We start from the raw sequence: 24,575 nt of genomic DNA on the forward strand, positions 1-24,575 counted from the left end.
TGGAGGTTGCCATGCGTATCCTGTTGCTGTGCCTGTTGCTGCTGGTCGCCAAGGCGGGCTGGGCCGATAGCCCGGCGGCGCGGGTCAATGGTGTGGACATCGGGCTGCTGCGCCTGGAGCGCTATTTCAGCGAGTATCTGCAGGCACAGGGGCGGGCGGTGACCAGTATCCGCAACCCTGCGCTGTACAAACGTCTGCGCAGCCAGGCCCTGGACGAACTGATCGACAAGGAGTTGCTGTGGCAAGAAGCCCAGCGCCGCGGTATCGCCATCAGCGATGAACAGGTGTCAGCACAGCTCGGCGAAGTCGAGGCGGCATTCTCTAGCCCGGCGCTGTTTGAAAGACGGCTTGCAGAGGCAGGGTTCGACCGCGCAGCATACGCTGACTACCTGCACCGGGAGCTGGCAGCGCAACAGGTGTATGCCCAGCTCAGCGCGGTAGCCGAACCCACCCAGGCCGAGGTGGAAGCGTTTTATCAGGCCAACCAACAGAGACTGCAAGGAGCGCAGAACCAAAGTGATAATTCTTCGGTCATACGCGAACAGAGCCTGGTGCTGGCCAGGGCCTCGCTCATCAGCCAATTGCAGGCACAGTCCCGGCAAGCGGCGCGCCAACGTTTGCGCGAATCCGCTAAAGTGGAAATCGCTGACTGAAGCCTGCGATGGCGTTTCCCCAAAGCTGGGGAATAACGGCTTGGCAAAGTGCCATCAGGTGCCCCGGATGTGGGGCAGCGAGCCTGAGCCTGTTCGTAGGGCTATCAAAGGTGCCAGCAAAATCAATAACTTGACGTGGTGCAACATGACTATTCATGCCTGGCACGAAGCCTGCTCAAGCCTTACCAAGGCCGCACTTCGCAGACCGGGGAACCGGGCAGTTCTTGGGAGTCGACCTTGGTGAACAGAGTATTGGTAGTCGATGACGAACAGACCCTTGCGCAAAACCTGCAAGCGTACCTGCAGGCGCAAGGCCTGGAAGTCCATGTTGCCCACGACGGTGCCAGTGGTATCGGCCTGGCTGAGTGCCTGGCACCGGATGTGATCGTGCTGGATTACCGCTTGCCCGATATGGAGGGTTTTCAGGTCCTGGAGACTGTGCGCAAGAACAGGCAGTGCCACTTCGTGCTGATCACCGCCCACCCGACCGCCGAGGTCCGTGAGCGAGCCGCCGAACTTGGCGTGACCCATGTCCTGTTCAAGCCGTTCCCGCTGTCGGAACTGGCGCGCCCGATCTTCGACCTGATGGGCATCGAGCGCCGGCGCAGGGCCACGGACAACCCGGCAGAAGGGTTCGTCGAACGACGCCAGAACAGGAACGAATCGTTCCCCTTGCAGTTGTTCGATGGTAGCTGGGTACTGGCCGACCGCCGCCGTAATGGCGCCAAGCCCCCTGGACCCGACGACGACCAACTGCTCACCGGGGAATAGCGGCGCCCGCAGCCCTCACCGAGCCTGCGACGCGCCCCCTGAGCGGAGTCGCAGGCCATGTCAGATGTATTCGACCACAGCGTTTCGGCCTCATCGCCGGTACAGGCTCCGCCAGCCTCAAGCTACCCCCGCGATCTCATGGCCCAGGCCCGCCTGCAAGCCAGCGGCGAGCGCCTGCTCAACTGCCTCGAACGCCTCGCCTGCGACACCCCCGACACCTTCATCCGCCGCCTGGGCAGCACCCTGCATTACCCGGTACTGGACAGCCAGAGCCTGTTGGCCAGCACCCCTCGTTTCGACAAGATCAGCCTGGCCCAATGCCTGAAGCGCGAGTTCGTGCTGATAGAGCAGGGCGGTGAACTGCGGGGTGTGTTCGCCGACCCCTTCGACCACGCCCGCCTGGCCTGGATCGACGATGTGCTGCAAGGCGCGCCTTTGTACCTGGCCCACGCCGCCGACCTTGCCACCTTCCTGGCCCGCCACGAAGAAAGCTTTCACGCCGTCGATGCCCTCGATCACGACGCCGAAGCCAGCAGCGAAAGCGACCCGCTGCAACGGCTGTCGCTGACCAGCATCAGCGAAGACCAGAGCAAGGTGGTCAAGCTGGTCAACTCAACCCTTTACGACGCCCTCAAGCAGCATGCCAGCGATATCCACCTGGGCATGACCGGCCAGGGCCTGACCATCAAATACCGCATCGACGGCGTGCTCAACGCGGCCGGCAAAGCCAGTGGCAGCGCCTTCGCCGACCAGGTGATTTCGCGCATCAAGGTCATGGCCGAGCTGGACATCGGTGAAAAGCGCGTGCCCCAGGATGGCCGCTTCAAGGTTGCCGTAGGCGAGCGCCAGATCGACTTCCGGGTGTCGATCATGCCCAGCATCTTCGGTGAAGACGCCGTGCTGCGGGTGCTCGACAAACAGGACCTGTCCGACCGTGTCAGCGGCGTGCAGCTGCAGGCCCTGGGCTTTGCCGATGAAACCCTGCGCGCCCTGCGCCGCCTGGCCGCCGAGCCCTACGGCATGATCCTGGTCACCGGCCCCACCGGCAGCGGCAAGACCACCACCCTCTACGCCATGATCAGCGAGATCAACCACGGTGTGGACAAGATCATCACCATCGAAGACCCGGTCGAGTACCAGTTGCCCGGCGTGCTGCAGATCCCGGTCAACGAGAAGAAGGGTTTGACCTTCGCCCGTGGCCTGCGCTCGATCCTGCGCCACGACCCGGACAAGATCCTGGTCGGCGAAATCCGCGACCCCGACACCGCGCAGATCGCCGTGCAGTCGGCACTTACCGGCCACCTGGTGTTCACCACCATCCACGCCAACAACGTTTTCGATGTGATCGGCCGCTTCAGCCAGATGCAGGTCGACCCCTACAGCTTCGTCTCCGCCCTCAACGCTGTGCTGGCCCAACGCCTGATCCGCCTGGCCTGCCCGCATTGCTGCACGCCGTGCGAGGCCGATGACGAAACCCTGGCCGCCTCCGGCCTTACCCGTGACGCCGTGCAGGGCTGGACGTTCGTCCGCGCCCAGGGCTGTGGCCAGTGCCGCGGCAGTGGCTACCGCGGCCGCAGCGCCATCGCCGAACTGCTGCACCTGGACGACGACCTGCGGCAGATGATCGTCGAACGACGCCCGCTGGCGCAGATCAAGGCGCTGGCCTGCCAGCGCGGCCTGCGTCTGCTGCGCGCATCCGCCCTGGACCTGGTCCGTGAGGGCCGTACCACGCTTGAGGAGATCAACCGTGTCACATTCATTGCGTGATCATGCCTCTACCCGTTACTGCGCCGTGCTCGGCGCCGAAGGCGTCGGCCTGGGCCGCTGGCACGGCAACCAGCACCAATGGCTGGGCAGCCGCGCCTTCACCGGTGACGCCGGGCAACCGGCCTGGGATGCTGCCCTGCAGGCCCTGGCCGCGCTGCTGGGCGAGCATGCCGTGCGCGGTGGCCAGTGCCAGGTGCTGCTGTCGGCGCGCTACAGCCGGTTCTGCCTGGTGCCTTGGAGCGCTGCCATCAGCCATCCACGCGAGCTTGAGGCCTACGCCCGGGCCTGCTTCGAGAACCTCTATGCCCAGCCGCTCGACGACTGGCGCATCGCCCTTTCGCCAGAGCCGGCCGGCGCTGCGCGTATCGCCACAGCGCTGCCTGAGGCACTGCTGCAGGGGCTGCAGGCACTGGCCCGGGAAAATCGCTTGCGCCTGCGTTCGGTGCAGCCGTACTTGATGGCTGCCTACAACCGCTGCTCATCGCAGCTGCAGGCGGGCGATTTCCTGTTTGTCCTCGCCGAGCCACGGCGCAGCGTGTTGCTGCTGGCCGCCGGTGGCGCCTGGCAGCAGGTGCTGACGCAGGGCTGCGCCGACAGCGACCAAGCCCTGCAGGCGCTGATCGAACGGACCTGCGAGCTGTATGGCGAGCACATGCCGCAGGTCTACCTGCATGCCCCGGGCCGGGGCGACGTGCCGCAACTGGCGGCGGTGCAGCTGTGCCAGCCGGCCAGCGAAGCCGACCCGCTGTGCGCCATGTGGCGGGCGGTGGCCTGACATGCGCCGCCTCGACCTGGAATTCCAGCCCCGGCGCAGCAGCCCGCTGGCCTGGTCGCTGCTGGCCCTGGGCGGCGCGGTGGTGGCCGTGCTGGTACTGCTGCAACAGCACCTGCAAGCCGAGCAGGTCCACCTTGAGGCCCGGCTGCACAGCCTGGAGCTGCAACTGGGCCGCCGCCCGGCCACGGTCGCCCCGCAGAACAGCGCCGCCAGCCGCGAGCAGGCCGAACGCCTGGCGCAGATGCGCAGTGTTTCACAGCAACTGCAACGGCCCTGGCAGCAACTGTTCGCCATGCTTGAAGCGCAACCCCAGGAAGACGTGGCCCTGCTCAGCCTGACGCCCGATGCCCGCAAGGGCCAGGTGCGCATTGCCGCCGAGGCCCGCAACCTGGAAGCGATGCTGCAGTACCACCACCGCCTGGAACAGAGCACCGAGCTCAGCGATGTATCGCTGCTCAACCATGAGGTGGTGGCGGGCCAACCCGAGCACCCGGTGCGCTTCACCCTTACCGCCACCTGGGAGACCGGCCATGCGCGCCCCTGACTCGATAAACAGCCTGATCCTTCAGGAGCAGTTGCGCCGTATCGGCCCGGTCGGCCTGGCCGGCGCCGCAATGGCCGTCCTGGCAGTCGCTGTAGCGCTGGCCGGGGTGCTGCCGCAGTGGCAGGCCCTGCGCGAGCTGCGCGCCAGCGAGGCCGATGCCAGCGCCCAGGTCGAGCGGGTCAGGCGCGGCGAGCTCAAAGTCGCCGTCAAGCCTGAACAGCAAGCGCTGGACAGCCTGCGCCAGCAACTGCCAGGGCAACCTGAAGCCAGCGAGCTGATCGAGCGCCTGTACCACCTGGCCAGCGCCCAACGAATCAGCCTGGCCCGTGGTGAGTACGCCCTGGGTGTCGACCCCAAGACCCAGCTGGCGCGTTACCAGATCGTCCTGCCGGTACGTGGCAGCTATCCGCAGATCCGCGGCTTTGTGCGCGGCCTGCTGGGCCAGTTGCCGACCCTGGTGCTGGAAGACCTGGAGCTGCAGCGCAAGCGCATTGGCGACAGTGAACTCAATGGCCGCCTGCGCATGACCCTTTACCTGTCGAGGTCGTGATGAACACTCAGCGTGCAGTGGTGTGGGCGGGGTTTCTGGGGCTTGCCGGGGCGTTGGCCTGGGCGCCTGGGCACTGGTTCGGCGAGGGCAGCGAGGAGGCCCTGATCGCCGGCAAGCCGGCGTCCACACAAGCGGTTTCTGAGAGTGCCGGCGTACCGGTGATGAAGCCAGAACAGGCCACGCGCGACCTGTTCCCCCGCCAGCAATGGACCAAACCCAAGGCCCTGGCCACGGTCACCGAACAACCTGTGGTCGCCACCTCGGTGGTAGCCGCTGCCCCCGCAGCCCCGGCGCTGCCTTTCCAGTTCGTCGGCCGCCTGGGCGATCGCGATGACCTGCAGGTCTTCCTGCGCAGCGGCGAAAAACTCTACGTCGTGCGTCAGGGCGACGTGATTGACGACACCTACCGCCTCGATCGGGTTTCGGCCAATGAGCTGGGCCTGGTCTACCTGCCTTTGCACCAGTCACAGACTCTGTCTGTCGGGAGCGCACCATGAAGCCATCGAAGTTGTGCAAGCCTGCTCCGTTCATGCTGCTGGCGCTCTGCGTGGCCATTGCCGGCTGCGGTTCGAGCGCGGTGCGCAAAGACAGCCAGGCGCTGATGAAAGAAGGCCAGTACGAGGCCGGTATCGCTCGCCTGGAAGAGGCGCTGCGCGACGACCCGCGTGACACCGACCTGAACATTGCCCTGGCCCAAGGCCGCCAGCACGCGGTCGAGGCGCTGCTTGGCCAGGCCGACAGCGACCGCATCCGCCACGACTTCGCCGGCGCGCGCCTTGGTTATGGCCGCGTGCTCACCCTGGAACCGAACAACCGCCGCGCGCATGAGGGCATCCGCCAGCTGGAACTGATGCGCACCCTCGATGACCGTGTTGCGCTGGGCCAGGCTGCGCTGCGCCAGGGCGACCTGTTCGGTGCCGAGCGTTACATGCGTGAGGTGCTGCGCCTGGACCCGCAAAACCAGAAGGGCATCATGCTGCGCAGCGATATCGAGAACGTCCAGGCCCGCACGGCGCAGCCCTTCCCGCAACTGCGCAGCAAGCTGGAACGCCCGGTGACCCTGGAGTTTCGCGATGCCGAGCTCAAGGTCATTTTCGAAGTGCTGTCCCAGGTGGCCGGCATCAACTTCATTTTCGACAAGGACCTGCGCCCGGACATGAAGGCCACCATCTTCGTACGCGAGGTGCGCATCGAGGATGCCATAGCCCTGTTGCTGGAACAGAACCAGCTGCGCCAGAAGATCGTCAACGACAACACCTTGCTGGTCTACCCCGACTCGCCGCAGAAGACCAAGGACTACCAGGAACTGGTCATGCGCACGTTCTACCTGACCAGCATCGATGCCAACACCGCACTGAACATGGTCAAGACCATGCTAAAGACCCGCGATGTATTCGTTGATGAGCGCCTCAATACCCTGACCATGCGCGACACCCCCGACGCCGTGCGCATGGCCGAGAAGCTGCTGCAGTCGCAGGACCAGTCCAACCCTGAAGTGGTGCTGGAAGTGGAGGTGATGGAGGTGGCCCGCTCGCGCATCCTCGACCTTGGCCTGCAATGGCCCAATACCTTCGGGGTGCTGAGCGATGAGGGCAACCCGGTCAGCGTGCTGGACCAGTTGCGCGGCATCAACTCCGGGCGTATCAGCATCTCGCCGGCGCCCCAGGCCAAGATCAACGCCCAGGACAAGGACATCAACACGTTGGCCAGCCCGGTGATCCGCGTCAGCAACCGCGAGCAGGCGCGCATCCACATCGGCCAGCGTGTGCCGATCATCAGCGCCACCTCGGTACCTTCCACCCAAGGGCCGGTGATCACCGAAAGCGTCACCTACCTGGATGTCGGTCTGAAGCTTGAAGTGCAGCCTACCGTGCACCTGAACAACGAGGTGGCGATCAAGGTGGCGCTCGAGGTCAGCAACGCCACCCCGCTGGAGCCGACCCGCCAGGGCACCATCCCGGTCCAGGTCGACACCCGCAACGCCCAGACCAGCCTGCGCCTGCACGACGGCGAAACCCAGGTGCTGGCGGGGCTGGTGCGCAACGACAAGACCTCCAGCGGCAACAAGATCCCGGGCCTGGGCGACATCCCTGGCCTGGGCCGGCTGTTCGGCAGCAACCGCGATGACATGAGCAAGTCCGAACTGGTACTGGCGATCACCCCGCGGATCGTACGCAACCTGCCTTACCAGAGCCCCTCGGACATGGAGTTCGCCACCGGTACCGAATCGAGCATGCAGGTGCGCCAACTGGCCCTGCCTTTGCCAGCCGGCGCGCTGCCGGCCGATGAGCCGGGCCAGGCGCCTGGCGATGCACCGGTTGTCGACAGCCAGATGGCGGTGGTGCCTGCCAGCAAGGGCCCACGGCCATGAAACGCCGCGTGCAAGGCTTCAGCCTGATCGAGGTGGTGCTGACCCTGGCATTGCTCGGGCTGCTCGCCAGCATGGCTGCACCGCTGACCGAAACCGTGGTGCGCCGCACCAAGGAGCAGCAATTGCGTCAGGCGCTGTACCAGATCCGCGATGCCATCGATGCCTACAAACGGGCCTTCGACGCAGGTTTCATCGAAAAAGGCCTGGATGCCAGTGGCTACCCGCCAAACCTGCAGGTACTGGTCGACGGGGTGCGCGATGTACGCAGCGCCAAGGGCAACAAGTTCTACTTCCTGCGGCGCATCCCGCACGACCCGCTGGTAGCGGCAAAAGACGATGACGGCGGTGGCTGGGGCTTGCGCGCCTATGACAGCGGGCCGGACAACCCGCGTGACGGCGAAGACGTTTACGACGTGTACTCCAAGGCCCGCGGCAAAGGCCTCAACAACATCCCCTACGGGCAATGGTGACGGCCATGAAACGCAGCCGAGGTTTCACCCTGATCGAACTGCTGGTGGTGATGGCGATCATCGCCACGCTGATGACCATTGCCATGCCACGTTACTTCAACAGCCTGGAAAGCTCCCGTGAGGCTGCCCTGCGCCAGAGCCTGGCGGTGCTGCGTGAGGCGCTGGACCACTACTACGGCGACACCGGCCGCTACCCCGACTCGCTGGAACAACTGGTCGAGCAGCGCTACCTGCGCAACACCCCGATCGACCCGATTACCGAACGCGGTGATGCCTGGCAACTGGTGCCGCCGCCAGAAGGGGTGGCCGGAGGCGTGGCCGACATCAAGAGCGGTGCGACAGGGAGGGCACGTGATGGCAGCCACTTCGCACAATGGTAAGGCCTGCAACGGCTTCACCTACCTGGGTGTATTGCTGCTGATCGCAGCCAGCAGCGTGGCCCTGGCGTCCAGCGGCACGCTGTGGTCCAGCGCGGCGCAGCGCGAAAAGGAGCGTCAGTTGCTGTGGGTGGGTGGCCAGTATGCCCAGGCACTGCGCAGCTATTACCGCGCTTCGCCAGGCCTGGCGCAGTACCCGCAGGCGCTGGCCGACCTGCTTGAGGACAACCGTTTTCCCGAGCCGAAACGGCACATCCGCCGGTTGTACCCGGACCCGGTCACCGGCAGTGATGAATGGGGGCTGTTGCGTTCGATCGACGGGCGTATCACCGGGGTGCACAGCCGCTCCGACGCCACCCCGTTCAAACGCAGCGGCTTCGACACGCAGTGGTCCGGCTTCGAAGGCCTCGAGCACTACAGCGACTGGCAGTTCGTCGCCGAGCAGGCTTTCAACGAAAGCGCCAGTGGCGCACAGACCCACAGCAGCCCGGGGGACGCGCCATGAAACGCCTGAACGTGTTTTGCCTGAGCCTTGGCCTGCTGCTGGCCGCCGGGGTATCCGATGTGGCGCAGGCCGATGCCGAAGACGAGATGAAGGGCTTTATCGTCGACAACACCATCTCGCACATCGGCCACGACTTTTACTACTACTTTGCCGACCGCCTGCGCGCCACCAGCCGCTTGGATTTCAACCTGGTGGTGCGCGAACGCCCGGATGCCCGCTGGGGCAGCCTGATCACGGTGGAGTTCGAGCGCGACGTGTTGTACCGCCGCTTTCTGCCACCCAACGTCACCCAACTGAAAGAAGAGGCCGTTGCGGCCGCCGACCTGGTCAAGCAGGAGGTGATTCAACGCAAGCTGCAACGCCTGCTGCAAGACACCACTGATCTGGAGAGGGACGAGCTATGAACACGCGTATACCCCACTGCATCGCCGCCTGTCTCGTGGCCTGCGCCGTTACCGCCCAGGCCACGGAGCTGGTGTACACCCCGGTCAACCCGGCGTTCGGTGGCAACCCGCTCAACGGCACCTGGTTGCTGAACAATGCCCAGGCGCAGAACGACTATGACGACCCCGACCTCAAGGACCGCACCTCCGCCTTTGGCGGTACCTCGGCCCTGGAGCGCTTCAGCAACCAGCTGGAGTCGCGGATGTTGTCGCAGTTGCTGGACAACATCAGCAATGGCCAAACCGGCAGCATGGCCACCGATGCCTTCCTGATCGATGTGATCGATGACTCCGGTGCCCTGAGCATCAAGGTCACCGACCGCGTCACAGGAGAAATTTCGATCATTGAGGTCAGCGGCCTGAACCCCTGAGAGGGACGGGTTGTTATCTGGGGAGAGAACACCATGAAACGTCTGCTGAGCACTTTGCTGATCCTCGCCGCCCTGCAAGGCCTCCAAGGTTGCGGCCTGCGCGAACCGATGTCGGCCGAACAGGACTCGGAAAGCCCGACCCTGACCCCGCGCGCGTCGACTTACTACGACCTGATCAACATGCCACGCCCCAAGGGCCGGCTGATGGCGGTGGTGTATGGCTTCCGCGACCAGACCGGGCAATACAAGCCGACCCCGGCCAGCTCGTTTTCCACCAGTGTCACCCAAGGGGCGGCGAGCATGCTGATGGATGCCCTCAATGCCAGCGGCTGGTTCGTGGTGCTGGAGCGTGAAGGCCTGCAGAACCTGCTGACCGAACGCAAGATCATCCGCGCCTCGCAGAAAAAGGCCGACGTACCGGAGAACATCCAGACCGAGCTGCCGCCGCTGCAAGCGGCCAACCTGATGCTCGAAGGCGGCATCATCGCCTACGACACCAATGTGCGCAGCGGCGGGGAAGGGGCACGCTACCTGGGCATCGACATCTCCCGCGAGTACCGGGTCGATCAGGTCACGGTCAACCTGCGGGCGGTGGACGTACGCACCGGGCAGGTACTGGCCAACGTGATGACCAGCAAGACCATCTACTCGGTGGGGCGTAGCGCCGGGGTGTTCAAGTTCATCGAGTTCAAGAAGCTGCTCGAAGCAGAAGTGGGCTACACCACCAACGAACCCGCGCAGTTGTGCGTGCTGTCGGCTATCGAGTCGGCGGTAGGGCATTTGCTGGCACAGGGGATCGAGCGGCGGTTGTGGCAGGTGGCGGGGGATGCAGGGGATGGCAAGGCTGGGGTGGACAAGTACCTGAGCCAGTCTCAGGCGCAATGACCATGGAGACGAGATCGTCCCTCGCCGGTACAGCGGCGTCCGAGCGCGCTGTACCTCGAGGTGCCATCCTTGTCCACGTACAGCCTGCCTTCAGGACGTCGCCTTGGCAGGCTCCGGGATCCATGTTTTCTGCGCTTCACACTGAACGCCGATCTGCAGGTTGGTTTCGTCCCTATACGGGTTCCCTTTTTCGTCGATCAGGTAGAACACCTCATGCAGGTACTGCTTACCCTGCTTATCCCGGTAACATCTGAACGCCGTGTTCTCAGGGAAGACCTCGCGAATCTTCGAAAACTCGGTAGCGTGCCCTACCATCGCCTGGAACGCGTCATTGTCAAAACTGACCACCTTTCTCAAGTCGACGAAGTCCTGAAAGTACGCCTGCATATCCTTGCCCGAGCAGGTGCCGTGTTTTTGCCATTCATGCGCCAACATACCCTTGGGCTCGCGGGTAACGATGTCCCGCAGGGCTTTGTTGGCAAGCACTGCACTCATCTCATCGGCCCTCATTGCACAGGCTTCGCCGTTGGTGCAGTCAGGGGACTTGGTGCAGTACTGGGGGTGACGATTGGTGAGGTTGCCAATGCTTTCGCTGTAGGGCCAGACACCGTGGGTGAGAAAGCGTTGCGGTGCCTGGTCACAGCCTGGCGTTGAGGGCCGCATGATGCAGAAAGTTGGTTGCCAAGTGACGGAGTAGACCAGGTACTTGGCGGGCGGCGCATCGGCATAGGCCTCTTCATTGGCATCGAGCGCCATGACGCGGCTTGCCCCGAAGAGGGTCAGCACTAGCAGGATTGTGATCAACATGCGCATGGGTTCACTCCCTTGAACGAGGCCGCTCTGGTAGTGGCGGCGTCAGCCCAATTAACCGGGAACAGGAGGGCGCGCGTCTACTGGCAAAAATGTCGGGTGGCTATTTGACTGCATCACCCCGCCTTGCGCAAAGTCAGGTTGATCCGCCGCTCGCCCATCCGCGGATGCACGCCCGGCTTGATCGGCAGTACGCCATGAAAGCGCAACCGGTCCTCACCTCCCCAGACCAGCACATCGCCATGGCTCAACGCTATTCGCCGGGTCTTGTCCGAGCGCTGGAAACCACCCAGCAGGAACACCGCCGGCAACCCCAGAGATACCGACACGATCGGCTGGCCGAAGTCCGCTTCGTCGCGATCCTGGTGCAGGCTCAGGCGGGTACCGGGCAGATAGTGGTTGACCAGGCAGGCATCAGGTACGAACGCGTCGAAGCCTGCCGCGGCCGCAGCACGCCCGGCCAGGTCAAGCAGAGCTTCAGGCAGGGCTGGCCAAGGTTCGCCGTTGGCTGGGTCGGTCGGGCTGTATCGGTAGCCCTTGGCGTCGCTGACCCAACCCAGCGAACCGCAGTTGGTCAAGGCCACCGCCATGTGCAGCCCGCCAGGCGTACGCATGTGCCGGAAGGGGGCTGCGCGAAGCACAGGGCGCAGAGCGTCGAGCAGCCGCTCGACTTGCGCAAGGGCGAAGCCGGGCAACAGCACGGTGTGGCTGGCCAGCCGTTGTGGCTGGGGGCCGAACAGGTCGAGATCGGACTGGATCATGGTCGTGATGTCGAGGGATGTGTGTGGCCATTCTAACCCGCTCAGCAGGCAGGCCAGGGTTTTTCACTGCTATAGAACACGGCGAGCCACACGGTATGGGTGCCTTGTGCGGTCCATTCCACGCGATGGCGGCAATGGGCCGGGATGTCCAGGCAATCACCCGGCGCCAGCAGCCGTGTGTAGGCTTCATGCTCGAGGCGCAGGCCGGCACTGCCGCTCAGCAGCACGATCCATTCGCCTTCGGGCTGGTCGTACCAGAACCCGGCAGGGCTGCACTGGCCGCTTGAAACAATGCGCTCGATACGCAGGCCCGGGCGTTGCAGGAGGTCATCGACCCGTTCCGGTGTGGCAGGGTCACACGGTGGGAGGGTGGTCAGCACGTTGGCAGGTGTCATAGCGCATCTCGCTGTATGGGAGGTATTTCACTATGGACTGGATCGAAAGGTCGCGCGCTTCTTGACCACCTATCTCGAATGTAGGGATTTTCTGAGATTTATCGGCCGAAAGGCAACGCCACTCCGATCAACGCGAACAAGCCCCCGCAGCACCGATTGAAACCCTTGCCAGCTTTGGCCAGCCAAGGCCTGATACGGAACGCCAACCGAGCCAGCAGGTATTCGACCACGAACTCCACGCTGGCGAAGGTGGCGGCCATGAGCACAAACTGCATGAGCAAGCCGCGCTGCGGGTCGATGAACTGCGGCAGGAATGCGCCATAGAACAGCAGCACCTTGGGGTTGGCCATGGCCGACAGCAGGCCCTGGCGGAACAGACCGGCATTGCTCAGCTTTGCGGGGCGCGTGTTCATTTCAAGGTGCAAGGCCGGGCTGCGCCAGAGCGTAATCCCCAACCACACCAGGTAGGCGCCACCTACCCACTTCAATACCGTCAGCAATGCCGCTGACGTTTGCAGCAGGGCCGTCAGGCCGAACATGGCCAGGGCGATCAGCGCGCTGAAGCCGAACACACCGCCAACGATGGTGAACAAGGTACGGTGAGCGCCATACAGCGCGCCATGGGTCAACGCCAGTAAGCTGTTCGGCCCTGGGGTCAGCGACAGGCCGATGCTTGCCAGCAGGTAAATGAGCCAGGTATCCAGAGCCATGCAACGCGCCTTTTTCGATCAGTGTTCAGGTGTCCAGTCTAAGCGACGGCGTGGCTGGGGCAGGGTATGATCTGGACATTCGAAGGTACTTTCTGGACATCCTCGCATGGCCCCCGATATTCGCCTGCTGATCCTGCCCTTGCCGGATTTCGCATTGCTGCCCTTTGGCGCATTTCTGGACAAGCTGCGTTTCAGCGCCGATGACGAAGATTACAGCCGCCAGCGCTACTGCAGCTGGACACTCGGCGGGCTGACCGGGGAGCCTGTGGTTTCCAGCAGCGGCGCGGTGGTGCAAGTGGCGGCGATTACCGATTCGCTGGCGCTGGAGGGTTTCGATTACCTGGTGCTGTTCGGCAGCCGCAACGCGCAGGCAACTGCCGGGTTGGCTCCTCGCTACAAGAGCCTGCTCAAGCGCGCAGCCAGGGCTGGGGTGAAATTGGTCGGCGTCGACAACGCGGTTTTCCTGCTGGCGGCCTGTGGTTTGCTGGAGGCGCACAGGGTGGTTGTGCACTGGCGTCACGAAACCGAGTTCCGCGCATTGTTCCCGCACCTTCAGGTACTGCGCGAGCAGCTGTACTGCATCGACGGGGCCCGTATTACATGCGCCGGTGGCACGGCAGCCATCGACCTGGCGGTGGCGCTGTTGTCAGAGGCCTGTGGCCGCGCTCGCGCGCTCAAGGGGTTGGCCGACATGCTGGTGGATGAGACCCGTGACAGCCGCCATGCCCTGCGCTCGCTGGAGGCCGGCGCAGGGCAGGGGCGCCAGGTGCAGCGCGCGCTGGCGTTGATGCGCCACCAGATGGGGGCGCGCCTGTCCATCGAGCGATTGGCGGCAGAGCTGGGGATCAGCCGGCGGCAACTGGACCGCCAGTTCCAGGCCAGCCACGGCATGAGCGCCAAGGCCTGGTGGCTGGAAATGCGCCTGCAACAGGCCCGCTGGCGGCTGTGCAACTCCAGCCATGGCCTGGCGCAGATTGCCGAGGAAGTAGGGCTTGGAGATGCCAGTTACCTGGGCAGGCGCGTGCGACAGCGCTTTGGTTGCACCGCGCAGGCGCTGCGCAAAGCGGCTCATTGCGGCGTGCCGAACAACGCCGTCCAATAGATGCCCGCATCGCTTTTGGGGTCCACTGCATAGGCAGCCCCCATTTCGCGGAAGTCTGGGTTCATCAAGGTTGCGCAATGCCCAGGGCTGGCCAGCCAGCCATCTACCACCTTTTGTGCCGAGTCACGCCCGGCTGCGATGTTCTCGCCAATCTGCTGGTACAGGTAGCCGGCCAGTTCGGCACGGTCACCCGGCGTGCGGCCGTCGCGGTCGATGTGGTCGAAGAAATTCTGGTTGGCCATGGCCCTTGTATGGTTGGCCGCCACCCCCGCCAGCACGGTGCTCCAGCCAAGCGCGGGTGCTGCGGCAAAGGGTTGGCCGCCGCATTGTCGTGGGGCCTTGCGCGCAGCGTTGATCGCCTGCAGCACATTTTGCCCCTCTGCCTGCCAGTCGCCCAGGCGCCCGCTGAGCAATGGGCGCGCCAGTACGATGCGCCAGTCGCGGCCTTCCTGGCTGACGCCAATGTCGACGAACTGGGGGTCGAGCACCACCTGGCAGAAGCTTTCCTGGATGGCATGCATCGCGGCGCGGGCGTCGCGCGGGCCGGACAGGCTGATCGCCTGTACGTTGACCATGGGGTAGGCCGCGCGGGTCATGGCCTGCTGCAGGTCGCGCGTACCTTCGGGCGACAGCGCCAGGCGGGTGTCGCTGTTGAGCGGCGGCAGCTCGAGCGATGCTCCATCGCCGCAGGGTTGGGCCTGGCTGCGGTAGGCATTGATCGAATCGATCAGTTGCGCCTCTTCGCCGTTGGCAGCCAGGCTCGAAGTCGAAACGGCCAGGCTTAACGACAAGGCGGCAACGGATGACAGGACGCGCATGTGGATCTCCCTGTGACTGGCAGCGTCTTGGTATGCGCTGCTCATCCTACACAAGCCCAAGGCTTTTGGCCCGGTGTCGTGCAAAGCAATGAAAACAAAACACCAGCAATGGCTTGCAGGCGACAAAAGAGGTGGTAGACCGCGGGTTGCCTGAAAAGTGCGATGCGTTGCCCATCATTGTCGGGGCTTGAGTTTGACTGCGCGCTGTGTGCAAACGTTCGCCGGTGTCAGGGGCTGCGCAACAGTCACCCGGCTCAGCGCGCCAACGCCGGGTTGGGTTTGTAGAACAGAAAGAGCCTTGTCTGGGCGGTCCTGCGGTAGGCTTTGGCCCAGTCGGGGCGCACTGTGCGGTCATGGAAGTAAAGCGCGCCGCCGGTGGTGTCTTTGAGCTGCTGGTTGAGCGCCTTGCGCGCGATCTCCTTGGCGATGTCGTAGCGCTGCGGCTCCTCGACCTGGTCGGAGCGCCCGTCACACCACCAGGAAAACTGGCAGGACTTGCTTTCAACCCCTTGCTTGACCACACCACAGATGGTGTTGGGGAAACCGTCCTTGCCAAGGCGGTTGAGCACCACGCTGGCCACAGCGCTCATGTCTTTTTCATCGGCACCTTTGGCTTCCCAGTAGATCGTGCGTGCCAGGCAGGTGATGCTGTCGTCCAGCGGCGCCTGGCCTGCGGGGTCGACTGCCTTGACTTCACTGGGCGTCAGGGTTTCGGCTTTTTTCGGTGCTGGCGCATCGTCGGCCACCTTCTCTTCAAGCACCTCGGCCTTTTCCTCGGCAACAGTGGCCTTGGCAGTGTCGGCGGCATTCAATGGGCCTGCGAGCAGGGCCGAGGTGAAGCCGATCACCATCCACGATAGGCGCATGGTCCAGGTTCCGAAGTGTTTGCTGATCCTCAGTCTAGCCAAGCGTTTTCAATTGAGCGAAAGCATTAACATCAAGGGTAGGGTCACCGCGGCGGCCACGGTCTGCAAGGCGATGATGGTCGCCATCAACGGTGCGTTGCCGCCCATTTGCCGCGCCATGACATAGGACGACGATGCTGTAGGCAATGCCTGGAACAGCACCGCCACCACCGCCGCCTGGCCGCTCAGGCCGAGCAGGCGGCACAGGCCCCAGGTGGTCAGCGGCATGACCAGGAACTTGAACGTCGAAGCCGCCAGCAGCGGGCGTACCTGTTGGCCGACGCTGGCGCCGCCCAGTGCTGCGCCGACACACAAAAGGCCCAAGGGCAGGGCGGCCTGGCCCAGCGCCTTGACTGTTGGCTCGATGCCGGCAGGGAGCCCCAACCCGGTGACGCGCAGCAGCAGCCCGCCAGCACACCCCACGATCAACGGGTTGGCGAAGATCGCCCGCAGCACGGTGACCGGGGAACTGTGGCGTGCACTGAAACGGGCGAACACCAGCACGCAAAGCAGGTTCACCAATGGCACGATGGCGGCGTTCGCCACCGCCGCCAGGGCAATGCCCGCACTGCCGTAGAGCCCGGCGGCCAGGGTGGCGCCAATATAGTTGTTGAACCGCACGCCACCCTGGAACACCGAGGTGAAGTCTGCGCCATCGTGGTTCACCGCACCTTGGTACAGCACCAGTAGCGCGGCGCCGAGCAAGGTAGAGAGCATCAGCACGCCGACCATGCCCAGCACCGGCACCCCGTCCAGGTTGGCGGTGGCCAGGCCATGAAGGAACAGCGATGGCAGCAGCACGTAGTAGCTCAGGCGCTCGGCACCAGGCCAGAAGGTTTCAGCCAGAAAACCGCGTACGCGCAAAAATGTGCCCAGAGCGATCAGCAGGATGATGGGAGCCAGCGTGGTCAGCAGGAGGTGGAGCATGGGCGGGGTCCGTGGCCGGGTAACGGCCACAGGTTAGCGCGGCTGGCGGGTTGGTAAAAACGCTTATTTGGGCTTTGCAGAATACGCTGACCGGTTCTGGTAGGAAGTATTTCATTCTGTGGCTGGATTGAATGCCTGCCAACCTGTGCAGTCCCACCTGTTATGTGGGTATGACACCCGCTCACCTCAAACCATGGAGATACATCATGAAAGCACTGGTATTCAGCGCCTTGCTGGCCTCGGCCGGCCTCGCCCAGGCAGCGCAGACCGTGGAACTGAAGCTGGCCGCCGCGGACGGCCCGGGCAAAGTGATCGGCACCGTCAGCATCGAGCAGAGCAAGTACGGCGCCGTGCTCACCCCGGACCTCAAAGACTTGCCACCGGGTGTGCACGGCTTCCACCTGCACCAGAAGCCTTCTTGCGCACCTGCCGAGGAAAATGGCAAACCTGTGCCTGCAGGTGCAGCGGGCGGCCACTGGGATCCGGACTCGACCAATGCACACAAGGGCCCTTACGACGATAGCGGCCACCGCGGCGACCTGCCGGCGCTGTATGTGGGCGCAGATGGCAAGGCCACCTACCCGGTACTGGCGCCACGCCTGAAGGCTTCGGACTTCAAAGGGCACGCGCTGATGGTGCATGCAGGGGGCGACAACCACAGTGACCACCCCGAGAAGCTCGGTGGCGGCGGTGCACGGGTCGCTTGCGGGGTGGTTCAGTAGGCTGCCTCAAGGCTGGCGCTCGGCCACGGCCCGAAGGGTGCGCAGCGTCACTACCGGCGCATCCACCACGAAGCGGTTGGCCAGCCAGCCTGGCACATCCCCGGCCGGATCGGCCTGTAGCTCATAGGTCACCTCGGTCGTGCGCTCGCCCAGCGGTTTCATGACCCACTCGCCACTGAGGTGTTGTACGCGGATCAGCCCCGGCTGCTCCGGCAGTTTGTTCGGCTCGGCACTCAAGTGGCGTACCAGGGTGCCGTCGTCGAGCCGTTCGCTGGTGACTTTAAGGATGATGTCGCGCGGCAGGGTAGGCCATGGCAAGTCGGTGGTCAGGTAGACCCAGGTGCTGTCGCCCGCGACTTCCAGCAGGCGCATCTGCGCGCAGGCATACAGCCATTTACAGGCGACACGTAGATTTTCCTGCAGGTCGGTGAGGGTGCGCACGCTGGCCTGCATGGTGCTGACCCCGCGGAACTGCTGATAGGGTGAGCCGGTCACGCCGCGCAGGTACACGCGAATGCCTTCGCGGTCGTAAGCCAGGCTCCAGTCATCAGCAGCTTGCACGCAGGTGAAGGCCAACAGGGCAGCAAACAGGGTACTGCGGTTCATGGCGTGCACCGCGAAGTGGGTAGGCCCTTGAGTATGTGCGGCAAACACAAAGCCCGCCAGGTGGCGGGCTCTGCTACAGCATTCAGGCCTTAACGCTGCGGGTTCAGCGTCAGGTGCACGTGACGGTTCACGTCTTTGTACAGCAGGTAGCTGAACTTGCCTGGGCCGCCTGCGTAGCAGGCTTGCGGGCAGAATGCACGCAGCCACATGAAGTCGCCCGCTTCCACTTCGACCCAGTCCTGGTTCAAGCGATAGACCGCTTTGCCTTCCAGCACGTACAGGCCGTGTTCCATGACGTGGGTTTCAGCGAACGGAATCACGCCGCCCGGCTGGAAGGTCACGATGTTGACGTGCATGTCGTGGCGCATGTCGGCCATGTCGACGAAGCGGGTGGTGACCCAGCGGCCTTCGGTACCCGGCATTTCGATGACGGTGGCGTTGTCGCGGTGGGTAACGAACGACTCAGGGATGTCCAGGCCTTCAACCTTCTGGTAGTGCTTGCGCAGCCAGTGGAAGGTGACGTTGGACTTGCTGTTGTTGCGCAGGCTCCACTCGGCGCCCGGGGCGAGGAATGCGTAACCGCCCTGGCCCAGGGTGTGGTGCTTGCCTTCGACGGTGATGTCGATTTCGCCTTCGACGACGAATACGACGGCTTCGGCATTGGGGTCCAGTTCAGGACGCTCGCTGCCGCCTTCCGGGGCCACTTCGACGATGTACTGGGCGAAGGTTTCGGCAAAGCCGGTGAGTGGGCGGGCGATGACCCACATGCGCATCTTGTCCCAGAACGGCAGGTGGCTGGTGACGATGTCACGCATCACGCCTTTGGGAATGACGGCATAGGCTTCGGTGAACATTGCACGGTCAGTCAGCAGCTCGGTTTGAGCCGGGTGCCCACCGTGGGGGGCGAAGTAGGAGTGATTCGACATGAACGATCTCGACTTGTTGTTCTCTCCCCATGCCTTGGACCACACCGGCCGGTGCGTGCAGGGGATGCACTGACAGCATAGGGGCCAGCCCCACACATCCACAAATTAAATGTTGGAATGCTCGGTATTTGGTTGCTGAATGCCAGGCCGCTACGCTGTGCTTGCCCTTGCCCAGGGTTTCCCCCGGGCTGTCGGCACAGTCAATCAACCCGCTCAGCCACCAGTAGCAATGACTGCGGCCCTGTACTCTGTGGGTGTTGCGGCTCCTGCAGGCTCGCCAACCTGAAACCTGCCATTTCCAGCGCGTTCAACCAGCTGGCCAGGGTGCGGAAGTACCAGGGCATCGGCTGCCACTTGCCGGCAACACCGGCAAACGATTCCTCGCGCCAGCCATCCTGGTAATCACCGTGCGCCTCACTCCAGGGGTGCAGTGTCTGGATCACCAGCGCACCGCCGGGTGCCAGCAGTGCGCCAAGCGCCGCCAGCAGGGGGATGATGTCTTGTTGCAACAAGGCGAAGTTGCTGCAGATCAGGTCGTAACCGCTGCCAATCTCCACCGCGCGATTGCACAGCTGCTCATAGCTTGCCAGGTGCACCTGTGGCGAGCCGGCTACCCGTGCCGCCTCGACCAGCGAAGCATCGCCATCCACCCCGGTGGCGTCGATACCACGCTCGGCCAAGGCGCGCAGCAGCCACCCTTCACCACAGCCCAGGTCGAGAACATGTTCGGGCCGGCGGCCGAGTATGGCCACAAGGATGGCTTGATCGGTGACTTGCCGGCGGCTTTCGATGGCGCCACTGCGCACGGCTTCGATCCAGTTTTTGGCGTTTTGCTGCCAGCTGAGGCGCAGGGCTGCTTCAGGTGAGGGCATGGTGGCCTCCGGGTTTGCCTGCGAAAAAACCGGCGCCTTCAACCTCAATGTCCATACCGGCCAACAAGGCTCTGCGCACCCAAGGCATGCCCTTGCAGCAACTCCATCAGACCAGTGCGGTCCAGCCCCTCGGGCAATACGCCGATGGGTATGTCAGTGGCTATGAGTGTCAACGCATAGTGGTGCGGGTTATCCCCGGCTGGCGGGCACGGCCCACGGTAGGTGAGGGTGCCGCGCGAATTGCGGCCCACGGTCACACCCTTGGTGGTCAAGGCGTACCTGCCTTCTTCCAGGCTACCCAATTCAGGGTCGATGTTATAAGCGACCCAATGCACCACCCCGATACCCTTGCCGCCGTCCGGGTCGAACATCACCAAGGCCAGCGAGCGCGTGCCGGCAGGCAAGTTCGTCCAGCTCAACTGCGGGGTACGCTCCTCGCCCGCCCCGCAGGCCGGGTCGGGCCCGACCTGCTGCAGGGCGATGACACCACCATCGGTGAAGGATGACGAGCTGATCGACAGTGCACCGGAGCCGCTGCCCGCGGCCAGTACAGTGCAAGGCAGCAGCGCGGCGAACAGCCAGGGTTTGAGGTTCATGGCGATTCCTTGGCAGGGCGATTCGCCGCAGTGTAGCCCAGGCTGCCTTCAGCGGCTGTCCTGGTCCTCGGCAGTGCCACCGGTATGCCCGGCGCCAGACCCCGTTGCTTCGCCAGTGCTGTTGGAGCCGCCTGCGGCGCCATCGGCCGCATCGCCGCCGGTGTCGGCGCTGTCGTTGTCCTGGCTGCTGCCGGGGCTGTTGACGCTGCTGCCCTCACCGGCAGTCTTGCCGCCTTGCTGGTCGGTTTTCGGGTAGGTGTCGGTATTGGTGTTCGAGGTATCGGAAGCAGCGAAACTGGTTGCCGAGCCCAGGCCCAGGGCGAGCGTGAGGAGCAGGGGGAGGGGACGAATGCGGATCATGGCGAATCTCCTGTGCGGATGATCTGTCATTCGTTTGGCTGGCCGGTGATTGCGGGGTGCCCTTGGGGCGACGGGCGGTCACCATAGAGGGCTGCCCGGCAGCCCCCTGGGTTCAGTGTGCGTTGACGCTTGGCGCCTGCGCCTCTGCCGGCTCCAGCGGCGGGTGCTCCTGCGCCGCCTGCTTCAGGTCTTCGGTCACCCGCAACTCGGCACCGGTCGGCGAGAACGTGGTCGAGGCAGTGAACGGTGCCGGGTGCTCCGCCGCCGGGCGTTTGCCCCGGCGCCACAGGAAAAAGCACACCATGCCCAGGTTGACCACGGCAAATGCCCAGAACAGCCCGGCCTCGCCAAACTCGGTCATGGCCGGCGAAATCGCCAGCGGGGCCATGGCCGACCCCAGCGAGTTGATCAGCAGCAGGCCCTGGATCATCGGCACCAGCGCATCGGACGGGGCCCGGTCGGCCGCATGGCTGACCGCCACCGGGTACAGCGCGAACACCCCGCCACCGAGCAGGAACAGCATCACCGGCAGCAACGATGACTGCGACGGCAGGAACACGGTGATCAGCGACAGCACCACGCAAAGCGCTGCCAGGGCGATCAGCACATCCTGGCGGTCCTTGCGGTCGGACCAGCGCCCCACCGGATACTGCAACAGCATGGCGCCGAGGATTACCCAGGCCATCATGTTGCCGACTTCGCCCACGTCCAGGCCGATGCGCTGCAGGTACAGCGGCAGCAAGGCGTAGATCCCGGCAATGGCCACGCCCGAGCCGAAGCAGCCGACCAGCCCGGACGGCGCCACACCGAGCAACTGGCGCGGCTTCAACGGTTCGACCTGGTCCAGCAGCGGCGATACCCGCGGCAGGATCACGATCGGCAGCACCGACAACGCGGCGAGCATCCCGGCCAGCATGAACGGAGCGCTATCACCCAGGTGAGTGATTTCGCCCAAACCGGCCTGGGCAATCACCCCGGCGCCGTAGAAGGCAATCATGTACAGCGCCAGCAACCGGCCGCGGATTTTCGCGTCGCCGGCCAGCAGCAGCCAGCTCTCGATCACCAGGAACACACCGACCGCCGCCCAGCCGTTGATCAGGCGCAGGATCGACCACCAGGTGGTGTCGTAGAAAAGGCCCTGCAGCAGGATGGTCGCGGCGATCAGCGCGGCGAAGCTGGAGTAGGCGCGGATATGGCCGATGCGCAGGATCAGCCGGTCGTTGAAGATCGCGCCCAGGGTCAGGCCCAGGAAGTAGCTCGACGACACGATACCGATCATCGTTGCCGATTCACCGGCAGCGCCAAGGCGCAGGGTCGTCAGGGAAGACATGAAACCGTTGCCCAGGGCAATGATGAAAAGCCCGAGCAGGGGCGCCAGCGCCATGGCCAGCAAACGCGCAGACATACAAACCTCAAGTTGGAGTGGCGGTTGGGAGCGCCTTTTCGAACGCGCACGCCAAACAGGCCCAATGAGGGCCGCAAGGCTGCACGGGTGTGCCTGGGCTGGATGCGACCTGGGCAAGACTCAACCGCTGGCCGCACAAAGAGCTGGGCCGGGCGGGGTCGGTTGAGCCTATTTCACATGGACGGGCATGTGGTCAGGCACGGACTCTGTCGTTGCTGCCGGTTGCCACCGTTCAAGGCGACGGGCGAAAAGGAGGCGCGATTCTACGGCCTGCGAGGGGTTTGCCCAAGGGGGTGTAGAGTGCGACAGGACGCCGCAGGTCGGAATACTTCGGCTTCGTGTCTGGAGCCGACATTGTGTGGGGCTGCTTTGCAGCCCAATCGCTGGCAAGCCAGCTCCCACCCCGACAGCGTGATCCCAAGCATACTGCTGTCCCTGTGCCGGCTTGCCGGCGATAGGGCTGCAAAGCAACCCCGCGATGTTGAAGGCTGCGGCATACTGTCGCCCAAACGCTCCAAGGAAGGCCCACCCCATGCTCGCTTCACTGTTCGCCGTTCTGGCCCCTGTCTTCATCGTCGCCGGCATCGGCTACGCCTGGGCCCGCAAGGGCCTGGACTACCCCACCGCGTTCGTCGCCCGCATGGTCATGACGGTGGGCACCCCTTCGCTGGTGCTGTCGACCCTCAGCCGCACCGAGCTGGACCCGGCAGCCTTCACCAGCATGGCAATGGCCTGCCTGCTGTGCACGCTGGCGATGGCGTTGGGCGGCTGGCTGGTGTGTCGCGCCTCGGGCCAGCACTGGCGCGTGCTGATGCCAGCGTTCATGTTCCCCAATACCGGCAACATGGGCCTGCCCATCAGCCTGTACGCCTTCGGCGAGCATGGGCTGGCGTTGGCGGTAGCGTTCTTCCTTACCCTGTCGATCGTGCAGTTCACCCTCGGCATGGCCATCGCCGGTACGGCGGCCTCGTTCAAGGCGCTGTTGCGCAACCCCATCGTCATCAGCCTGGCTGGGGCCATGCCGATCATCTTCCTGGACTTCGAGCTGCCGCGCTGGCTGGCCAACACGGCAGACCTGCTCGGTGGCATGTCGATCCCGCTGATGTTGCTGACCCTGGGTGTATCGCTGGCGAGCATCCGCGCGCAGCACATTGGCAGCGGCCTGGTGCTGGGCGGCCTGCGCATCGTGCTGGGGGCGGCGGTGGGTTGGGCAGTGGGCATGGCACTGGGGCTGGAGCAGATGGAGCGCGCGGTGCTGATGCTGCAGTCGGCCATGCCGGTGGCGGTGTTCAACTACCTGATGGCAGTGCGCGCCAACCGTGAGCCGGAGCAGGTGGCCAACCTGGTGATGTGCTCGACAGTGCTGTCGTTTGCCTGGTTACCGCTGGTGCTGGCCTGGTGGCTGTGACGGGACCGGCCCCGCGAAAGGGCCGGTAGGCACCCTCATTTATCAAACAGGCGCTCGTGCACCCAGCCCTTGTTGGTCAGCACCATCGCCCGTGTCTCCGTGGCCGGGGTCTGGTTGGTGGCCACGGCCTCACGCAGCGGGGGGATGTTCGCTTGCACTTCGTTGTTAGCCGCCCAGGCTGGCAGGCCGGTGATCGTGTAGGCATAGGTGACGTTGGAAATCGTCTGGCCCATCACTTCACCCGGCTCGGTGAAACGCTCGATCGCAGTGACCTGCGCCTTGCCGAAACACAGCCCGCCGCGGGTGCTGCCGTTGAGCATCTTCTGCGCATCGGCCTTGTAGTACTTGCGGCCTTCAGCGGTAAGGTCGTAGGCGTAATAGATGTCGGTGCGTGCCGGCTGCCACAGGCGTTCCGGCACTTCGGTGCGGGAGATTTCCTTCTCGCTGACCACGCCGACTTGCGCCAGCGCATGCAGCGCCTTGTTGGTGCCGTTGGTATCGAAGTCCTGGGTCTTGGCGGGGAAAGATGTGACCAAGAAGCAATGGGGGTACTGGGTGTCGAGGTAGGCCTGCGCTGCTTTCTGGAAATGGGTTTCGCTGGTGTCCGTGGTGTCCGAGCAGCCGGCCAGAGTGGCCAGCAGCGCCAGCGGTACGAGCTTCCTGTACATGATCAAGCGTCCTTGGATGGCGAAGATAAAACCGGTGGGTCAGAATTAGAACCCACGGGCTAGAGCGGCGCAATCGTGGCAGGACGGCATCTCGACGCGGTT

31 protein-coding genes are annotated in these 24,575 nt (G+C 64.3%); 17 read left to right on the top strand and 14 right to left on the bottom strand.

All coding sequences use genetic code 11. From position 1 onward, the window contains the following. Positions 1-11 precede the first annotated feature (11 nt). From JOE27_RS03330 to JOE27_RS03395, 14 genes are all read left to right on the top strand, one after another. A complete protein-coding gene (locus JOE27_RS03330) occupies positions 12-653 on the top strand; it encodes a SurA N-terminal domain-containing protein (protein WP_204917859.1) in 642 nt (213 codons plus the stop codon). 237 nt (positions 654-890) lie between these two features. Beyond that, on the top strand, positions 891-1,424 hold the full coding sequence (locus tag JOE27_RS03335; RefSeq protein ID WP_204917861.1) for a response regulator: 534 nt from the start codon (positions 891-893) through the stop codon (positions 1,422-1,424). A gap of 57 nt (positions 1,425-1,481) precedes the next feature. Next, on the top strand, positions 1,482-3,191 hold the full coding sequence (locus tag JOE27_RS03340; protein WP_080952182.1) for a GspE/PulE family protein: 1,710 nt from the start codon (positions 1,482-1,484) through the stop codon (positions 3,189-3,191). Then, a complete protein-coding gene (locus tag JOE27_RS03345; RefSeq protein WP_046787663.1) occupies positions 3,172-3,966 on the top strand; it encodes a hypothetical protein in 795 nt (264 codons plus the stop codon). Before JOE27_RS03340 ends, JOE27_RS03345 begins: the two co-directional genes overlap by 20 nt. Before the next feature lies 1 nt (position 3,967). Then, positions 3,968-4,510 carry a PilN domain-containing protein gene (locus JOE27_RS03350; protein WP_012314325.1) on the top strand — a complete coding sequence of 181 codons (543 nt, stop codon included), beginning with the start codon at positions 3,968-3,970 and terminating at the stop codon, positions 4,508-4,510. Next, positions 4,497-5,060, top strand: a complete 564-nt coding sequence (gene pilO, locus JOE27_RS03355) for a type 4a pilus biogenesis protein PilO (RefSeq protein WP_046787662.1) — start codon at positions 4,497-4,499, stop codon at positions 5,058-5,060. The genes JOE27_RS03350 and pilO overlap by 14 nt, the downstream gene beginning before the upstream one ends. Then, positions 5,060-5,557 carry a hypothetical protein gene (locus JOE27_RS03360; RefSeq protein ID WP_204917863.1) on the top strand — a complete coding sequence of 166 codons (498 nt, stop codon included), beginning with the start codon at positions 5,060-5,062 and terminating at the stop codon, positions 5,555-5,557. Before pilO ends, JOE27_RS03360 begins: the two co-directional genes overlap by 1 nt. Further along, the gene (locus JOE27_RS03365) at positions 5,554-7,431 is read left to right on the top strand and encodes a secretin N-terminal domain-containing protein (RefSeq protein WP_115274983.1); all 1,878 of its coding nucleotides are present in this window, start codon (positions 5,554-5,556) and stop codon (positions 7,429-7,431) included. The genes JOE27_RS03360 and JOE27_RS03365 overlap by 4 nt, the downstream gene beginning before the upstream one ends. Continuing rightward, positions 7,428-7,901, top strand: coding sequence for a type II secretion system protein (locus tag JOE27_RS03370; RefSeq protein ID WP_039601768.1), 474 nt, complete (start codon positions 7,428-7,430; stop codon positions 7,899-7,901). The genes JOE27_RS03365 and JOE27_RS03370 overlap by 4 nt, the downstream gene beginning before the upstream one ends. A 5-nt stretch (positions 7,902-7,906) precedes the next feature. Then, entirely contained in the window at positions 7,907-8,281 is a 375-nt protein-coding gene (locus JOE27_RS03375) for a type II secretion system protein (protein WP_039601767.1), read from the top strand. Further along, entirely contained in the window at positions 8,256-8,783 is a 528-nt protein-coding gene (locus JOE27_RS03380; RefSeq protein ID WP_046787659.1) for a type II secretion system protein, read from the top strand. Before JOE27_RS03375 ends, JOE27_RS03380 begins: the two co-directional genes overlap by 26 nt. Beyond that, entirely contained in the window at positions 8,780-9,187 is a 408-nt protein-coding gene (csgE, locus tag JOE27_RS03385) for a curli production assembly/transport protein CsgE (protein ID WP_046787658.1), read from the top strand. The genes JOE27_RS03380 and csgE overlap by 4 nt, the downstream gene beginning before the upstream one ends. After that, complete coding sequence (locus JOE27_RS03390; RefSeq protein WP_012314333.1) at positions 9,184-9,597, top strand: curli assembly protein CsgF; 414 nt, start codon at positions 9,184-9,186, stop codon at positions 9,595-9,597. The genes csgE and JOE27_RS03390 overlap by 4 nt, the downstream gene beginning before the upstream one ends. 33 nt (positions 9,598-9,630) lie before the next feature. Next, positions 9,631-10,482 (top strand): CsgG/HfaB family protein, encoded by an 852-nt coding sequence (locus JOE27_RS03395; protein ID WP_046787657.1) that lies wholly within the window; start codon positions 9,631-9,633, stop codon positions 10,480-10,482. A 90-nt stretch (positions 10,483-10,572) separates the two neighbouring features. On the opposite strand, the gene JOE27_RS03400 is transcribed toward JOE27_RS03395, so the two are convergent. From JOE27_RS03400 to JOE27_RS03415, 4 genes are all read right to left on the bottom strand, one after another. Further along, positions 10,573-11,295, bottom strand: a complete 723-nt coding sequence (locus tag JOE27_RS03400) for a ribonuclease (RefSeq protein WP_115274981.1) — start codon at positions 11,293-11,295, stop codon at positions 10,573-10,575. A gap of 113 nt (positions 11,296-11,408) precedes the next feature. Continuing rightward, the gene (gene alkB / locus JOE27_RS03405; protein ID WP_046787656.1) at positions 11,409-12,053 is read right to left on the bottom strand and encodes a DNA oxidative demethylase AlkB; all 645 of its coding nucleotides are present in this window, start codon (positions 12,051-12,053) and stop codon (positions 11,409-11,411) included. Positions 12,054-12,094: 41 nt separating this feature from the next. After that, positions 12,095-12,448, bottom strand: coding sequence for a cupin (locus JOE27_RS03410; protein ID WP_115274980.1), 354 nt, complete (start codon positions 12,446-12,448; stop codon positions 12,095-12,097). Positions 12,449-12,546: 98 nt separating this feature from the next. Next, a complete protein-coding gene (locus JOE27_RS03415) occupies positions 12,547-13,158 on the bottom strand; it encodes a LysE family transporter (protein ID WP_174141515.1) in 612 nt (203 codons plus the stop codon). A gap of 106 nt (positions 13,159-13,264) precedes the next feature. On the opposite strand from JOE27_RS03415, the gene JOE27_RS03420 reads away from it, so the two are divergent. Then, complete coding sequence (locus JOE27_RS03420; protein WP_204917865.1) at positions 13,265-14,260, top strand: helix-turn-helix domain-containing protein; 996 nt, start codon at positions 13,265-13,267, stop codon at positions 14,258-14,260. On the opposite strand, the gene JOE27_RS03425 is transcribed toward JOE27_RS03420, so the two are convergent. From JOE27_RS03425 to JOE27_RS03435, 3 genes are all read right to left on the bottom strand, one after another. Next, entirely contained in the window at positions 14,227-15,078 is an 852-nt protein-coding gene (locus JOE27_RS03425) for a CAP domain-containing protein (RefSeq protein WP_115274977.1), read from the bottom strand. The two genes, JOE27_RS03420 and JOE27_RS03425, sit on opposite strands and share 34 nt — an antisense overlap. Positions 15,079-15,332: 254 nt before the next feature. Continuing rightward, entirely contained in the window at positions 15,333-15,944 is a 612-nt protein-coding gene (locus JOE27_RS03430; RefSeq protein ID WP_046787649.1) for a cell wall hydrolase, read from the bottom strand. Positions 15,945-15,992: 48 nt separating this feature from the next. Further along, positions 15,993-16,910 (bottom strand): AEC family transporter, encoded by a 918-nt coding sequence (locus JOE27_RS03435; protein WP_046787648.1) that lies wholly within the window; start codon positions 16,908-16,910, stop codon positions 15,993-15,995. 206 nt (positions 16,911-17,116) lie between these two features. Between JOE27_RS03435 and sodC the strand changes: the two genes are divergently transcribed. Further along, positions 17,117-17,632 carry a superoxide dismutase family protein gene (sodC, locus tag JOE27_RS03440; protein WP_046787647.1) on the top strand — a complete coding sequence of 172 codons (516 nt, stop codon included), beginning with the start codon at positions 17,117-17,119 and terminating at the stop codon, positions 17,630-17,632. A 6-nt stretch (positions 17,633-17,638) separates the two neighbouring features. On the opposite strand, the gene JOE27_RS03445 is transcribed toward sodC, so the two are convergent. The 6 genes from JOE27_RS03445 to JOE27_RS03470 form a co-directional block, all read right to left on the bottom strand. After that, entirely contained in the window at positions 17,639-18,238 is a 600-nt protein-coding gene (locus JOE27_RS03445; RefSeq protein ID WP_204917867.1) for an START domain-containing protein, read from the bottom strand. Positions 18,239-18,327: 89 nt separating this feature from the next. After that, the gene (locus tag JOE27_RS03450; protein ID WP_012314347.1) at positions 18,328-19,164 is read right to left on the bottom strand and encodes a bifunctional allantoicase/(S)-ureidoglycine aminohydrolase; all 837 of its coding nucleotides are present in this window, start codon (positions 19,162-19,164) and stop codon (positions 18,328-18,330) included. A 200-nt stretch (positions 19,165-19,364) separates the two neighbouring features. Further along, complete coding sequence (locus JOE27_RS03455; protein ID WP_204917870.1) at positions 19,365-20,036, bottom strand: class I SAM-dependent methyltransferase; 672 nt, start codon at positions 20,034-20,036, stop codon at positions 19,365-19,367. A 44-nt stretch (positions 20,037-20,080) separates the two neighbouring features. Further along, complete coding sequence (locus JOE27_RS03460) at positions 20,081-20,632, bottom strand: YbhB/YbcL family Raf kinase inhibitor-like protein (RefSeq protein ID WP_204917872.1); 552 nt, start codon at positions 20,630-20,632, stop codon at positions 20,081-20,083. 48 nt (positions 20,633-20,680) lie between these two features. Further along, positions 20,681-20,992 carry a hypothetical protein gene (locus JOE27_RS03465; RefSeq protein ID WP_174141519.1) on the bottom strand — a complete coding sequence of 104 codons (312 nt, stop codon included), beginning with the start codon at positions 20,990-20,992 and terminating at the stop codon, positions 20,681-20,683. 112 nt (positions 20,993-21,104) lie between these two features. After that, positions 21,105-22,397: an MFS transporter gene (locus JOE27_RS03470; RefSeq protein WP_204917874.1), complete on the bottom strand. Its 1,293-nt coding sequence runs from the start codon at positions 22,395-22,397 to the stop codon at positions 21,105-21,107. A gap of 532 nt (positions 22,398-22,929) precedes the next feature. On the opposite strand from JOE27_RS03470, the gene JOE27_RS03475 reads away from it, so the two are divergent. Continuing rightward, positions 22,930-23,805: an AEC family transporter gene (locus JOE27_RS03475; RefSeq protein ID WP_046787642.1), complete on the top strand. Its 876-nt coding sequence runs from the start codon at positions 22,930-22,932 to the stop codon at positions 23,803-23,805. Between the two features lie 35 nt (positions 23,806-23,840). On the opposite strand, the gene JOE27_RS03480 is transcribed toward JOE27_RS03475, so the two are convergent. After that, positions 23,841-24,473, bottom strand: coding sequence for a hypothetical protein (locus JOE27_RS03480; protein WP_174141521.1), 633 nt, complete (start codon positions 24,471-24,473; stop codon positions 23,841-23,843). Positions 24,474-24,575 lie beyond the last annotated feature (102 nt).

This window comes from Pseudomonas sp. M5 (genome assembly GCF_016907075.1).
Lineage (GTDB): Bacteria > Pseudomonadota > Gammaproteobacteria > Pseudomonadales > Pseudomonadaceae > Aquipseudomonas > Aquipseudomonas putida_E.

What these genes read in the sequence shown, in the direction of transcription:
- JOE27_RS03330 (WP_204917859.1), top strand. Translation starts at nt 12, where the DNA reads ATGCGTATCCTGTTGCTGTGCCTGTTGCTGCTGGTCGCCAAGGCGGGC.
- JOE27_RS03340 (WP_080952182.1), top strand. Translation starts at nt 1,482, where the DNA reads ATGTCAGATGTATTCGACCACAGCGTTTCGGCCTCATCGCCGGTACAG.
- JOE27_RS03350 (WP_012314325.1), top strand. Translation starts at nt 3,968, where the DNA reads ATGCGCCGCCTCGACCTGGAATTCCAGCCCCGGCGCAGCAGCCCGCTG.
- pilO (WP_046787662.1), top strand. Translation starts at nt 4,497, where the DNA reads ATGCGCGCCCCTGACTCGATAAACAGCCTGATCCTTCAGGAGCAGTTG.
- JOE27_RS03360 (WP_204917863.1), top strand. Translation starts at nt 5,060, where the DNA reads ATGAACACTCAGCGTGCAGTGGTGTGGGCGGGGTTTCTGGGGCTTGCC.
- JOE27_RS03365 (WP_115274983.1), top strand. Translation starts at nt 5,554, where the DNA reads ATGAAGCCATCGAAGTTGTGCAAGCCTGCTCCGTTCATGCTGCTGGCG.
- JOE27_RS03370 (WP_039601768.1), top strand. Translation starts at nt 7,428, where the DNA reads ATGAAACGCCGCGTGCAAGGCTTCAGCCTGATCGAGGTGGTGCTGACC.
- JOE27_RS03375 (WP_039601767.1), top strand. Translation starts at nt 7,907, where the DNA reads ATGAAACGCAGCCGAGGTTTCACCCTGATCGAACTGCTGGTGGTGATG.
- JOE27_RS03380 (WP_046787659.1), top strand. Translation starts at nt 8,256, where the DNA reads ATGGCAGCCACTTCGCACAATGGTAAGGCCTGCAACGGCTTCACCTAC.
- csgE (WP_046787658.1), top strand. Translation starts at nt 8,780, where the DNA reads ATGAAACGCCTGAACGTGTTTTGCCTGAGCCTTGGCCTGCTGCTGGCC.
- JOE27_RS03390 (WP_012314333.1), top strand. Translation starts at nt 9,184, where the DNA reads ATGAACACGCGTATACCCCACTGCATCGCCGCCTGTCTCGTGGCCTGC.
- JOE27_RS03395 (WP_046787657.1), top strand. Translation starts at nt 9,631, where the DNA reads ATGAAACGTCTGCTGAGCACTTTGCTGATCCTCGCCGCCCTGCAAGGC.
- JOE27_RS03400 (WP_115274981.1), bottom strand. Translation starts at nt 11,295, where the DNA reads ATGCGCATGTTGATCACAATCCTGCTAGTGCTGACCCTCTTCGGGGCA.
- alkB (WP_046787656.1), bottom strand. Translation starts at nt 12,053, where the DNA reads ATGATCCAGTCCGATCTCGACCTGTTCGGCCCCCAGCCACAACGGCTG.
- JOE27_RS03410 (WP_115274980.1), bottom strand. Translation starts at nt 12,448, where the DNA reads ATGACACCTGCCAACGTGCTGACCACCCTCCCACCGTGTGACCCTGCC.
- JOE27_RS03415 (WP_174141515.1), bottom strand. Translation starts at nt 13,158, where the DNA reads ATGGCTCTGGATACCTGGCTCATTTACCTGCTGGCAAGCATCGGCCTG.
- JOE27_RS03420 (WP_204917865.1), top strand. Translation starts at nt 13,265, where the DNA reads ATGGCCCCCGATATTCGCCTGCTGATCCTGCCCTTGCCGGATTTCGCA.
- JOE27_RS03425 (WP_115274977.1), bottom strand. Translation starts at nt 15,078, where the DNA reads ATGCGCGTCCTGTCATCCGTTGCCGCCTTGTCGTTAAGCCTGGCCGTT.
- JOE27_RS03430 (WP_046787649.1), bottom strand. Translation starts at nt 15,944, where the DNA reads ATGCGCCTATCGTGGATGGTGATCGGCTTCACCTCGGCCCTGCTCGCA.
- JOE27_RS03435 (WP_046787648.1), bottom strand. Translation starts at nt 16,910, where the DNA reads ATGCTCCACCTCCTGCTGACCACGCTGGCTCCCATCATCCTGCTGATC.
- sodC (WP_046787647.1), top strand. Translation starts at nt 17,117, where the DNA reads ATGAAAGCACTGGTATTCAGCGCCTTGCTGGCCTCGGCCGGCCTCGCC.
- JOE27_RS03445 (WP_204917867.1), bottom strand. Translation starts at nt 18,238, where the DNA reads ATGAACCGCAGTACCCTGTTTGCTGCCCTGTTGGCCTTCACCTGCGTG.
- JOE27_RS03450 (WP_012314347.1), bottom strand. Translation starts at nt 19,164, where the DNA reads ATGTCGAATCACTCCTACTTCGCCCCCCACGGTGGGCACCCGGCTCAA.
- JOE27_RS03455 (WP_204917870.1), bottom strand. Translation starts at nt 20,036, where the DNA reads ATGCCCTCACCTGAAGCAGCCCTGCGCCTCAGCTGGCAGCAAAACGCC.
- JOE27_RS03460 (WP_204917872.1), bottom strand. Translation starts at nt 20,632, where the DNA reads ATGAACCTCAAACCCTGGCTGTTCGCCGCGCTGCTGCCTTGCACTGTA.
- JOE27_RS03465 (WP_174141519.1), bottom strand. Translation starts at nt 20,992, where the DNA reads ATGATCCGCATTCGTCCCCTCCCCCTGCTCCTCACGCTCGCCCTGGGC.
- JOE27_RS03470 (WP_204917874.1), bottom strand. Translation starts at nt 22,397, where the DNA reads ATGTCTGCGCGTTTGCTGGCCATGGCGCTGGCGCCCCTGCTCGGGCTT.
- JOE27_RS03475 (WP_046787642.1), top strand. Translation starts at nt 22,930, where the DNA reads ATGCTCGCTTCACTGTTCGCCGTTCTGGCCCCTGTCTTCATCGTCGCC.
- JOE27_RS03480 (WP_174141521.1), bottom strand. Translation starts at nt 24,473, where the DNA reads ATGTACAGGAAGCTCGTACCGCTGGCGCTGCTGGCCACTCTGGCCGGC.